Here is a 12,182-nt window from a genome sequence, read left to right on the forward strand (position 1 = left end):
GTTCTCGATGGTGCTCGGCTCCTCACCGGTCGACCTGGGCGCGCTTTTCTCGATTAGGATCTGCAAGGGGTCCTTGGCTGTCACCTCCGCACGTGGAGATCGCTTACCGCGCGGGCCCTTCTTTCGCACGGTCAAAGGCGAGCTCGAATGGAAGCCAATATGCCTGTCGTCGTGTCGATGATGGTTAGGGCCTGCTCAATCTTTCCTTGCCCTAACGGATATTTGGTACACCGCTCGGATATTTGAACCAACCGCTTTCTTTCGCTCATCAGGATCGCGCTGCTCTTGTCGACGGCAAACTTGACGATATCACGCATTGGATTTTTGTCGCCAAAATCGATCAGATCTTTCTCCATCGTAATCAAATACTCATAGCTTGCCAGTTCGTCGGAGATCTGAAGAAGTTCCCGAATAGCCGAGTTGACACAGTCGGCGTCCCCGCTCGAAACATCGGGACGCTTTGCGGTTGCGACAAGGTCGTTCATGAGGTTGGCAAAAAGCGGCCTAAGGCTCTCCGCTTGCCTGAAATCGCCCTCGGACAGGACGCCCGCACAGCACATACCCGGTAGGAAAAGCCCAAGCCCCAAGCTTGCCGCCAGCATCTTTCGGTGCGTTCGCGCAGGGAACGAAAATCTCGTGGTGCCGATCAGCCCGTACATCCCAATTGGTCCTTCCCCTGCCACCCCTTATTGATTGTTAGATGGTTGCTTCTGTGCAAAGATCGGGGATCGTCGGCTTCAGTTCACACTTGCTTTTGAGTGCAGACATGTCGGCGTCTGAACCGCTCCCAAACCCGGAGCATAAGAGCATGACCGGTGGGCCGCAACGGGCGTTTCGCGCCGCGGCCCTTGACCGGGCTGCGTCTCCCGAGCAGCTCGATCATCTCGTTGTTATCACCAAGCCTGCTGACTGGATTCTTACCCTTGTACTGTGCATTGCGCTTGGGGCGGCCGTGCTGTGGAGCATTTTCGGGCGCGTGCCCACTCGCGTCTCCGGTGAGGGAATCCTGATCGGCAGTGGCGGTAAGGTCGTCGAGGCCGTATCCGCCGCGGCCGGACGGCTGCAGTCGGTCGCAGTCACGGTGGGCGAGCACGTCAACAAGGACCAACCCATCGCCCAGATCGTTCAAACCGAGATCCAGCAAAAGCACAACGCAGCCACCGAGGTCTTTCATGAACGCCAGCGAGAGCACGCCGATCGGGTGTCGAAAGCTGCAAGCGAACTCGCCGCTAAGAGCCAGAACTTTGCAAAACTTGAAATGGCTCTGCAACAGGTAATCAAGGCAACGAGCCAGCGTATCGAATATCTCACCGTCGATGTCAAAAACCTCGAGGATTTGCTGGCCAAGGGATACACGACGCGGCGCAATTTGGAAGAGCGACGCCAGGAGCTGGCCGATGCGCAACAGCGCCGTACTGACGCCCAAAACGAGATTTTGAAGCTGCGGTCGCAGAAGACAGATCTGGAAACGGAGCGTGGTCGCGAAATTCAGCAATCCGAGTTTTCCCTCAACGAGGCCCGGCGGCAGATGAATGCCGCCGCCGAACAGCTGAGCCAGAACACCCAAGTGATCAGCCCGATGGACGGGCGTGTTTTGGAAGTGAAGATTTCGCCCGGTTCGGTGCTAGCCATCGGCACACCGGTGATTGCGATCGAAAGCGAAGGCGCCAAGCTCCAAGCCCTCGTCTATGTTCCCGCCGAACGGGGCAAACAGATCAAGCCTGGCATGCAGGTGCAGCTCGAGCCAAGCACGGTCAAGCGCGAGGAATTCGGCATGATGCTCGGCAACGTAATCAGCATCTCTGATTTCCCGATGACGCCGCAAGGCATGGCCGCGCTGCTGCATAACGAAAGCCTGGTTTCACGCTTCTCGCGCGACGGTGCACCTTACGCCGCGATGGTTGCGCTCGATGAAGACGCCTCCACTCCAACCGGATATCGATGGGCCGTGGGCGAGGGGCCGAACATTCATCTCACGAGCGGAACGTTGGCTCGGGCCGAGATCACAACACGCCGGCAGCGCCCCCTCGATCTGGTGATACCCCTGCTCAAGCACCTCACGGGCATTGATGGATAGGCGCTCTCCAAACCAGCCAACCAGCGGGCGCGGCCGGCCCAAATCCTACGTCGGCCGCATGGCGAGCTGGTTGCCGCAGCGACGCAGCCAGCGGACACCCATCATACTGCAGATGGAAGCCGTCGAATGCGGTGCGGCAGCGCTTGGCATCATTCTCGGTTATTACGGTGCGTGGATTCCGTTGGAGGAGCTTCGCGTCGCATGCGGCGTATCGCGCGACGGCAGCAAGGCGAGCAACATCATCAGAGCGGCGCGCCGATACGGACTGACGGCGAAGGGGTACAGCGTCGAGCCTCCGGCACTTGCCGAGATTCCAACGCCTTGCATCATTCACTGGAACTTCAACCACTTCGTGGTTCTGGAAGGAATTAATAGAAAGCGGGCCTACATAAATGACCCCGCGAGCGGGCGTCGGCAGATCGATCTGGTCGAGCTTGACCACGCCTTCACCGGCGTTGTCCTGGTGTTCGAACGGGGCGAAAGGTTCGAGAAGGTCGGCAGCAAACCGAAGGGCATAGGCCTGCTCATACGGGAGCTGCGCCACTCAAAGCAGGCGGTGGCCCTGCTAGTTGTTGTCAGCATCGCCGCGGTCCTGCCCAATATTGTTGCCGCGGGATTTTCAAAAATCTTTGTTGATGAGATTTTGATCCAGCACACGCGCAGCTGGCTTGTGCCGCTCCTGATCGGCATGGCGCTGACGGCGGCTCTCCGGGCCGTTCTGACCACCATACGCCAATCGCTGCTATTGCGGCTGCAGACCAAGCTCGCCGTCGTGATGACCAGCCGTTTTCTGTGGCGCCTCATGGCGCTGCCGATGGAATTTTTCACCCAACGTCACGCCGGCGACATTGCGGGCCGTATTGCAGCCAACGAACAGATCGCCCGGCTGCTTTCAAGTGGCATTGCCGCCAATGCGCTCAGCCTGATGTCGGTGGTCTTGTTCGCCGCGGCCATGGCCGTCTACGACGTCAGCCTAACCGCGCTTTGCGTCACAATCTCATTGATAAATGTTCTTCTCCTGCGGCTTGTCGCTTCACGCCGCCAGGAACTGAGCTATCGGCTGGCGCTCGATCAGGGAAGGCTACTCGGGGCGACCGTGAGCATGGTGCGGACTATCGAAACCATCAAAGCAAGTGGATTGGAAGACGACGCCTTCGGCCGGTGGGCCGGTCTTCAAGCCAAAAACCTCAACGCCGAACAGAGGATCGGCGCCTCCGCCATCATATTGGACATGGTCCCGACCTTGCTTACGGGTCTCATGATCGCAGCGATTCTTGGTGTCGGAGGCTTGCGGGTCATTCAGGGCTCGTTGACGCTGGGAAGCCTCGTGGCCTTCCAATCCTTAGCATTGAGTTTCTCCGAGCCTTTCGTCAACCTCGTGAACTATTTCGGTGGCCTGCAAACCATCAAGGGAGCGCTCGAACGACTCGAGGATGTCTACCGATACCCGCTAGCGCCGCAACCTCCGACACATGCGGGTGCCTTGCCGCCGAAGCTTACCGGCCGACTCGAACTTCACAATATCAGCTTCGGCTATTCGGTGCTCGAACCGCCGCTTTTGGCGGATCTTTCGCTGGTGATCCCTGCCGGTTCGCGCGTGGCACTCGTTGGCATGTCGGGCAGTGGAAAATCAACCCTCGGCAAACTGATCTGCGGACTGTACAAACCCTGGTCCGGCGAGATTCGTTTTGATGGATGTAAGCTGACGGATGTCCCTGCGGACATTTTTGCGAACTCCGTCGCCTATGTCGACCAGGACGTCTTTCTGTTCGAGGGAACGGCGCGGGACAATTTAACGCTCTGGGATTCAACAACCGATGAGCGCCACCTCCTGACGGCGGCCAAGGACGCGCTCATTCATCAAGACCTTGCGACTAGACCAGGCAATTATGACTGCCACGTCAATGAGGGCGGTACGAACTTCAGCGGTGGTCAGCGTCAGCGCATCGAAATCGCCCGCGCCCTGGTTTGCAATCCCTCGATCCTTGTCTTGGATGAAGCGACGGCTGCACTTGATCCGATCACAGAAAAATCCATCGACGACAACCTGCGGCGCCGCGGCTGCAGCTGCATCATCATCGCCCACCGCTTGAGTACTATACGCGATTGCGACGAAATCATCGTGCTCGAGCGCGGTCGCATCGTTGAACGCGGCACGCATGAAGAGCTTCTTGCGCTTCAGGCTTCCTATGCCAAACTGGTGGCGCGCGAATGACGGATCGATTTGTCAGCGAGAATTTCGTCGGACAACAACGCGAGGCGCCGATCGGTCTGTCGCACCGGACTTCGCTCGATGCGCGTCGCCCAATGCTTCTCAGCGACCACGAACACGTTCTTCAAGTGGCAGCCGGTCACGTCGATTTATTTGCAGTTCAGCCGACGGGCACGCGCCAGCATTTATTTCGTGTCGAAAACGGCGGATGCATTCTGGACCTGCACAATGCCTGCGAAACCTCGGGCAGCCGGCTGCAAATCATCGCTGTCGGCCCGCCTGGGAATGCGCTTTTGGAGATACCGCGCAGTGCAGCGTCCTTTGTCCCTGTGTCTGGCTGGATTGCCCAATTGGCGGTGTTCATGGTCCGCTCGGCGGCAAACGAAGCGATTTCCGAGTTGGTGAGCGGTGAGGAGATTGAACTACACCCGGGCGAGCGACGTCGCGGTCCGATGCGGGACCTCCTGTGGGCACACCTCGACACCGGGACAGCAAAGGTCATGAACCTCGGCTCGAGCTTCGCTCCCGGGCAGCCTCCCTTCCCTTTGACCGCTGGGGTGTGGGTGGAAGCCGGCGAGCGCGGGTGCAAATTGCGTCTCGACCCAAACCCGCCAGGTACCCAGGTTCTGTGGTCCGCGATTGATCGATTCCAGGTAACAGTTATCGCTCATCTTGAGCGCAGCCTGGCAGAGGGCGTCATTCGAGAGCGGGAACGCCTGGTCCGCCGCGACGAACTCACTGCGTCGCAAACCCTCGACTCGTTTGAGCGGCTCGCTGATGTCGTGGTCAAGAAAGCCGATCGTGCGCAATCCGAATGGGACCCGACAGACCCACTGCTTTGCAGTTGCCGGGTTGTCGGAGAAGAACTGGGAATACCGGTTACACTTTCGCAGCGCGCTCAACCCACAAGACAGGCCTTCAGCGACATTCTGGAGATCGCTCGCACAGCCCAGTTGCGGATCCGCCGTGTACTCCTGCGCGATGTCTGGTGGAAGACCGATGCCGGACCGCTCCTCGGTTGGCACGGAGACCAACGCAGTCCAGTGGCTCTGGTGCGCGAGCGGGCGAACACCTACACGATGTTCGACCCAAAGGGTGGAAGTCGTCACCCGGTCGATCGCTCCGTTGCTGGCGAACTCAAATCAGAGGCCATCACTTTCTATCCGGCGCTGCCGTCCCGCCCGCTCCAATATCGCGATCTGCTTACCTTTGCGATGCGAGGCGTTTCCGGCAGCATCGCGCGCATCGCGTTGGCTGTTATAGCAATCGGGCTACTGTCGCTGATGCCGCCACTGATCACCAATGTCCTTGTCAATTCGGTTATCCCGCGCACCGAGATCGATCAGCTCCTTGTTTGTGCGCTTGCGCTGACGGTCACCGCTTTGGCGATGGCCGGTCTACAGGCGATGCAAGGACGGGTCACGTTAAGGCTCGAAGGTCTGCTCGACTATAAGCTGCAGGCCGCGCTGATCGACCGACTGCTCCGCCTGCCCACCTCTCTATTTCGCGAATATACAAGCGGCGATTTGGTCGATCGCGCCATGGGCATCGACGCCACTCGCCGGATCTTCACCGGGCGTGTGCTGGGCGGCTTTACGGCCTCGTTCTTTTGTCTCTTCAGCATTGGACTGATGCTCTACTATGACCTCCGACTGGGCGGCATTGCACTGCTGCTTACCATGATTAGAGCAGCTGCAATTCTTGGCACGAGCGCCGTGCGACTCTACTACGAAACCAAGCAGTTCAACCTGCAAGGCAAGGCCAGTGGCTTTGTGCTGCAATTGATTGCGGGAGTCGGCAAGCTGCGCGTGGCAGGCGCAACGGCGCGCGCGTTAGCGCGATGGTCGCAACAATTTGCCGTACAGAGGCGCTATTTTATTACCTCGCAGCAAGCGGCCAACGCGCTGAGTACCTTTGATACCGCCTTTCCGATGCTGGCGACATTGGTCATCTTTGCGCTCGCCTCCTACACAAACAGTCACGTCCTGCTCGATCTCGGCGCGTTTCTCGGCTTTCTGGCAGCGTTCGGACAGGCCACGGCCGCGATCGGCAGTTGGGCCTCGAGCGTCAGTGAATCACTGGTGGCGATTCCTCACCTCAGCCGCTTGAAGCCCGTGATTTCCACTCCAGCCGAGATCTCTGAGGAACGGCGATCACCCGGAGAGCTATCTGGAGAGCTCGAACTTTCCGGCATCGTGTTCCGCTATATGAAAGGCGGGCCGAAGGTCCTGGATGATATCAGCTTGAGCATTGCGACGGGTGACTACGTCGCGATCGTCGGTCCCTCAGGTAGCGGGAAATCGTCGCTCTTTCGTTTGCTGCTCGGTTTTGAGCGGGCGGAAGCTGGCACGGTGTTTTACGACGGCAAGGCTCTCAACACGCTCGACATCAGCGCCGTGCGCCGGCAGCTTGGCGTAGTTCTGCAAGATACCAAGCTCGCAACCGGAAGCCTTTACGACAACATTTGCGGCGGCGTTGATCTGCCGCTGGAGAAGGCCTGGGAGGCCGCCCGACTGGCGGCGCTGGATGCCGACATCGCGCAGATGCCGATGGGCATGCATACGCTGGTTGCGGAAGGCGTGACTACGCTGTCAGGCGGTCAGCGGCAGCGACTATTGATCGCCCGCGCTCTTGCGCGCTCACCACGGATTCTTCTGTTTGATGAGGCAACCAGCGCACTCGACAACCAAACCCAAAGCATCGTCGGCACCTCGCTGGAACGATTGAGCATTACGAGGATTGTGATTGCGCATCGCCTCAGCACCGTGCGCAATGCGGATCGTATTGTCATGCTCTCGCGCGGCAAGGTCGTGCAAGCGGGAAGCTACGCGGAGCTCATGAACGAGCCGGGGCCGTTTGCGGATTTTGCCAAGCGGCAGCTGCTTGAATCGGCTCATCACTAGCCTAACGGCGGACGCATCGCTAGGCCGGGCCATTCCCTGTGGATGAGGATCTCTCGGCAGGTGGGCACGAGTACGCTCGTTGGGCATCGACACCGTGTCAAGACCTCTGCCCCAGTTCATTGCGCGAGGATGCCTGTGTCCATGAGAGTTCTCGATTGAAATGAGTACCCGCACACCCCCGGAAGTAGCCAAGGAGTGTGCGGGCATTGGTAACTTAGCCGATCGAGCTGGTGTTCGACTGCGCGAGCAGCTGCGTGACGGCAGCGGCACCACCGGCACCGAAGACGCTGGAGCCGCCCTGAGCCACACCGACCTGCGTGGCAGAGTTCGCCTGCGCGACGATGTTGTTGGACAGATTGCTCAGGTCGAAGAACCCGCCAGACACGGCGTCGAGTTCCATGTCGATCAGTTCACACGCTTCAATCATGATTTCTCTCCTCTGGTCTCTGTGACTTAGCCGATCGAGCTGGTGTTCGACTGCGCGAGCAGCTGCGTGACGGCAGCCTTACAGGCGAGACGAACCTGACAGCGCCGTTCGTCCACGCGCGGTTTCGGGCTCACGGAGAGCAATCCGCCCCGCCCTAACCTCTCGCGTCCGACGCTGCCGCGTCCACCGCACCCCCTGCTCGCGAACCGTGACGACCTCACGATCGCCCCTCAAGGATGAGCCAGGATGGGCGACACATACGCTATTTCCGAATTTCGGTAAAGCGGAATATTTTTGGGAGGAGGGGTTGACGGGCGGCGACACAGGCCGCGCTACGCAGGCCCGGACGGAGCGGAGCGCAATCCGGGGCGGCTGTCGCTCGTGGCAAGAACCCGGATTACGCTGAGCCTGTCATCGGGCGGCGCTCCGCGCCGACCCGTTGGCTTCCTCCGGGCTACAAATCTCCGTCGGGGCTACGAATCGCCACAAAAAAACACCCGGCGGTTGCCCGCCGGGTGCTTCGTCGAATTGCTTTCGACTAATCTTACCAGTTGCGCTGAGCGCGGAGCAGCAGGGTGAACGAGTCCTGATCCTTCAGCTCGGTTGTCGCGGCCGGCTTGGCGACCGGGAAGTTGGCGCCGGCAGCAACCACGCCAGCATACTTCTGGTCGACATGGGTCCAGGTGAAGTCGCCCGAGAACGTGAGGTTCTTGACCGGGGTCCAGCGGGTGATCAGGCCAATCTGACCGATGTTGAAGTCAGGATTGCACGAGGTCACGCCCGCAACCGACGAGAACACGCCACCAGCTCCGCAGAGGAAGGTCTTGGTCCCACCACCGAACTGGGCCTGAGCGTAGGCACCGTAGATCGCGGTGTTCCAGTACGGGTCCCAGTTGTGGGTGTAAGCGCCACGGAAGCCCCAGGTCTTGACGCTTTCCTGCGAACCGCCCGTGACGTACGTGGTGTCCGGAGCGGTAACCGCGGCGACGCTCTGGTAGGCAAGGCTCGAGCCGCCGTACATGATGTACGAGCCGCCCGCCAGGTTCTGGAAGTTGTAGCGGGTCGCGCCGTCGGTGTAGACGCCCGAGATGTTGATCACGTCACCCGCACCGGTCGGGATGTTCTTGATCGACAGAGCGAGCTGAACCGCCCAACCCCACTTGTCGTCGGGGTGACCAGTCGTCTCGGTCGCGCCGTAGTAGGCAACGTGGTTGTCATGCGCAGCCACCGACGCCTGGAAGAGGCCCCAAGCCTGATCGACACGCACCATACCGACGAGGTTCGGCGAACGCGAGCCGCCGATGGCGTTGGCACCCAGCGCACCAGTGGTCAAACCGGCGATAGCAGCAGCACCAGCAGCGCTGCTGACGTTGAGGTTGCCGGCCTGGTAGTACGCAGTTGCGTCTTCAGCCGAGAACGCCGCCGTCACGCCCTGACCGAAGTCAGCGGTGTAGGTGAACTGGTTGACACCAGTGACCGTGCCCGAGCCGCCGACGAGACCGTCGAAGTTGTTGCCGGGATAGTTGGTCCAGGGCGCGTCGAACTGCGACACCGCCTTACCCATGGTGAAGCCGGCGAACTGGATGAAGGCATAGTACACGCCGAGCGCACCGCCCGAGGTGCCGCCGTCAGTCGGGTTGATCGACGAACCGACCAGCGCCGGGGACGCACCAGCGTTGTTGAGGGCCAGCGTGCTGCTATAGGCAGTGCCGCCGAACCCAGAACCCGTGCCTTGATAGCTACCCGTGGTCCAGGAGAACGTCGCATCGAAGAACGTGCGGACGACGCCGTATTCGGTTGCGGTGCGCGTGTCGATGTTGAGATCTTCACGAGCGCGCATGGTGTAGTAGTTGCTCAGGCGATTGCGCCCCGCGGCAGGCGCGGTACGCTGCGAGTCATAGATGCTGTTGGTGTTCAGACCAACTTCAGCGCGCAGATAGCCACCCAGCTTGATGCAGGTGTCAGTGCCCGGGATGTAGTAGAAGCCGGCGCCGTACAGCGAGCAGATCTTCACGTATTCGACCGCCTTGGCCTTCACGGGAAGATCGGCTGCGAACGCGCCGGAGACGGCCATCAGGCCGGCTGCCGAGCCGAGAAAGAGCGTCTTCGTCAACTTCATTAGTAAACCTCCAGGTGTCGGTTCAGGGGGCCGGGTCCTCGCTGGAGGCCGCGTTACCCACATCAATTTCCGTTCAATTCAGGTCCGCACTGAAGGTCCGGACTGAAACGACAGTGAGGTGCCCCCCCTCCGTCGTGCTTCACGTATAGTTTATAAAAACAATCGCCTCAATTCATTGATTTGATGAAGCGCAAGTTCTGAAGAGGATGTTGCCGCCAAGCAACAGGGCGGTTTACTGGCCATCTAGATGCTGAAAACAAAAGAAAAAGCCCTCAGGGGGCATCCCGAGGGCTTTCTTGGAGGTCTCACATTGCTAGCTGTCGACGTTGGTCAAGAGCAGCAAACTTGAGTGGGATTACATGTAACCCAATTAATTGTTTTATGCAAGCGTTGAATGGCCAAATGGTTTTCGCGGCACGATAGGCATCGACGCCTCCCGCACGCTATGCACGGGACACGTGCCCAATATCCCGGTACAAGATCTACTTTGCTGACCTGTCTGATTTCCTTCTGCCTGAGCGATCCCGGGACCACATGATTGAGAAGAGGCTCGACAGAGCGATTACGGACTTCATTTGGAATGTGGTCGAAATCCACTCTCAGCTCGAGGACATCCACACCAGCTGGGCCACCCTGCTAGGCATTACCGAGCCGCAGTGGCTCATCTTGATGGCCATCACCGAACTCGATGAGGGGCGCGGCGTCGCCGGTATCGACATCGCGAACAAGCTGCGGATCCATCCGGCCTTCGTGACCAACCAGACCAAGAGCCTCGAGAAGGGCGGATTCCTGTCGCGGCGACCGGCAGCCGACGATGCCCGCTTCGTCCTGATGTCGCTGACAGAGAAGGCGACGACGGAAATCGGCAAGCTCTCCAAGAGAAGGCTCGCCTTGAATTCGACCATGTTCAATGAGCTCGATGAGGAGACCTTGGCCGATCTGAATGCTGCGCTGGCCAAGCTCGCCAAGAACGCGCGGCTTGCTGCACGATTGCTGGCCATCGACGCTTCGTGATCCGCCGACGTCGGGCGCAGCACCGCCTGGCCATCCCTGATCGACGTCACGCCGCACCGGAGCGACCTGCACGCGATGCTCCTTGATCCGGCTAGAGATAGGTGAGGGAATCCGGCTGACGACCAACTCCAAGCTTGCCGTCGAGCCATTCGAAAATGAAGTCGTCCACGGCGATGAAATTCTCGACCTCGCCCAGCGGGTGAGGGATGCAATTCGGCACCACGATCGAGCAATCGGCTCCGGCCTGCCGATAGAACGTTCGAAGTTCGAGAGCCTCGTGCTCGCGCACCATCGAGCGACTGCCGACGACCACCAGAAGCGGACAAGATAGTCGACGCGACGGCAGCATCGAGCCTGTCGAGCTCCCGTCCTGGTCGCTCTGCTCCAGTCCGGTCATCCAGCGAAACGGCGCCCGGCGCATGAACTGCGTCAGAAGGCCACCGTCGCAAACGGCGGCAGCGATCCTGCCATCCGTGAGTGCAAGACGGGATGCATGCGGGGCGGCGGCGCCTTCGCCATAGATCGCGATCCGCTGCTGGTCGATATCCGGACGAGCCTCCAGATAGTCCAGGCAGCATTGCAGCACATGCTCCGGCTTGAAAGAACGACGATGGGACGAATTGCAGGGGTCGATCAGCAGCAGCGACATGTTGCGGCGAAGCAAGGCTGGCGGCAGCCGACCCATCATCGAGCTGCCGGTGATGTGCTCGTCACTGATGCAGATGACCACGGGTGCGCGAGGCCCCCGACGCCCGCCCTGGACAAAGAAGCCGGCAAGCACCTCCTGACCAAAGCAATCGATCTCGACGCGATCGATCGCAAGGCCAGCGTCATCCTCGAAGCTTTTCAGGCCGGTCGCGAGCTTGTCTGCGAGGTCGGCGTCCGCGATGTCTTCCTGACAAGACAGGCTTCGCGCGACTTGGATCGCCGTCTGCGCGCACATCCACGCTTCATGCGCGATCCGGCCAGAACGGTCCGCGCGCGCGAATTCGGCCAAGGTCCGATAGTCTTCTGCGACCCGCAACCAGTCCGAAATCCATAGCCGCCTGTGTGCCTCGCTCGCCAGTTCTGCAACGGGCAAGCTATCGAAGAATTCGGACGCGCGTCTACGCAAGCGTACCAGGCTTCCACCGGCGCCGTCACAAGAACCATGAGGCCAATGACCACCGTCCATCATGATCTCCGAACAGCAGCGTCAGCGGTTGCTAGACTTGCCGGCTTCGCTTCCAGCATGGCGCGCCGCGCGCCTGCTCGATTCCGTCGCAACGCGCCTGATCGTGTCCGTCGATCTGGCTGCCGATCGCAACGAGCCGGCCTCGCTCAAAGATTCAGGCTGGCTCAACCCAGTGGTCAGTTCCCCGCTCCGTGCGATCGAGGTTCTCCACTCTGCCATGTTCGCGATCCCCGCGTTTTAACATTTGTTGTCATCA

At 60.0% G+C, this 12,182-nt stretch carries 9 protein-coding genes; 5 read left to right on the forward strand and 4 right to left on the reverse strand.

Features of this window, described 5'->3' with window-relative positions:
• Nucleotides 1-131: 131 nt before the first annotated feature.
• On the reverse strand, nt 132-659 hold the full coding sequence (locus FOM02_RS36840; RefSeq protein ID WP_027564506.1) for a hypothetical protein: 528 nt from the start codon (nt 657-659) through the stop codon (nt 132-134).
• A 149-nt stretch (nt 660-808) separates the two neighbouring features.
• On the opposite strand from FOM02_RS36840, the gene FOM02_RS36845 reads away from it, so the two are divergent.
• The 3 genes from FOM02_RS36845 to FOM02_RS36855 are packed head-to-tail and all read left to right on the forward strand — an operon-like array spanning nt 809 to nt 7,192.
• Nucleotides 809-2,077: an NHLP bacteriocin system secretion protein gene (locus FOM02_RS36845; RefSeq protein ID WP_027564507.1), complete on the forward strand. Its 1,269-nt coding sequence runs from the start codon at nt 809-811 to the stop codon at nt 2,075-2,077.
• A gap of 58 nt (nt 2,078-2,135) precedes the next feature.
• Entirely contained in the window at nt 2,136-4,292 is a 2,157-nt protein-coding gene (locus FOM02_RS36850) for an NHLP family bacteriocin export ABC transporter peptidase/permease/ATPase subunit (RefSeq protein WP_027564508.1), read from the forward strand.
• A complete protein-coding gene (locus tag FOM02_RS36855; protein ID WP_265440864.1) occupies nt 4,289-7,192 on the forward strand; it encodes an NHLP bacteriocin export ABC transporter permease/ATPase subunit in 2,904 nt (967 codons plus the stop codon). The genes FOM02_RS36850 and FOM02_RS36855 overlap by 4 nt, the downstream gene beginning before the upstream one ends.
• Before the next feature lie 214 nt (nt 7,193-7,406).
• Here the strand turns inward: FOM02_RS36855 and FOM02_RS36860 are convergent, their stop codons facing one another.
• Together FOM02_RS36860 and FOM02_RS36865 are read right to left on the reverse strand one after the other, a co-directional pair.
• Complete coding sequence (locus tag FOM02_RS36860) at nt 7,407-7,619, reverse strand: hypothetical protein (RefSeq protein WP_028146191.1); 213 nt, start codon at nt 7,617-7,619, stop codon at nt 7,407-7,409.
• Nucleotides 7,620-8,163: 544 nt separating this feature from the next.
• Nucleotides 8,164-9,738, reverse strand: a complete 1,575-nt coding sequence (locus FOM02_RS36865; RefSeq protein WP_027564121.1) for a porin — start codon at nt 9,736-9,738, stop codon at nt 8,164-8,166.
• 534 nt (nt 9,739-10,272) lie between these two features.
• On the opposite strand from FOM02_RS36865, the gene FOM02_RS36870 reads away from it, so the two are divergent.
• Nucleotides 10,273-10,752, forward strand: a complete 480-nt coding sequence (locus tag FOM02_RS36870) for a MarR family winged helix-turn-helix transcriptional regulator (RefSeq protein WP_027564120.1) — start codon at nt 10,273-10,275, stop codon at nt 10,750-10,752.
• A 91-nt stretch (nt 10,753-10,843) separates the two neighbouring features.
• Here the strand turns inward: FOM02_RS36870 and FOM02_RS36875 are convergent, their stop codons facing one another.
• Entirely contained in the window at nt 10,844-11,929 is a 1,086-nt protein-coding gene (locus tag FOM02_RS36875) for an alpha/beta hydrolase (protein ID WP_322596929.1), read from the reverse strand.
• Between FOM02_RS36875 and FOM02_RS36880 the strand changes: the two genes are divergently transcribed.
• Nucleotides 11,928-12,167 (forward strand): hypothetical protein, encoded by a 240-nt coding sequence (locus tag FOM02_RS36880; RefSeq protein ID WP_027564118.1) that lies wholly within the window; start codon nt 11,928-11,930, stop codon nt 12,165-12,167. The genes FOM02_RS36875 and FOM02_RS36880 overlap by 2 nt on opposite strands.
• The last annotated feature ends 15 nt before the right edge of the window (nt 12,168-12,182 follow it).

It is taken from the genome of Bradyrhizobium sp. SEMIA, assembly GCF_014844175.1.
GTDB lineage: Bacteria > Pseudomonadota > Alphaproteobacteria > Rhizobiales > Xanthobacteraceae > Bradyrhizobium > Bradyrhizobium arachidis.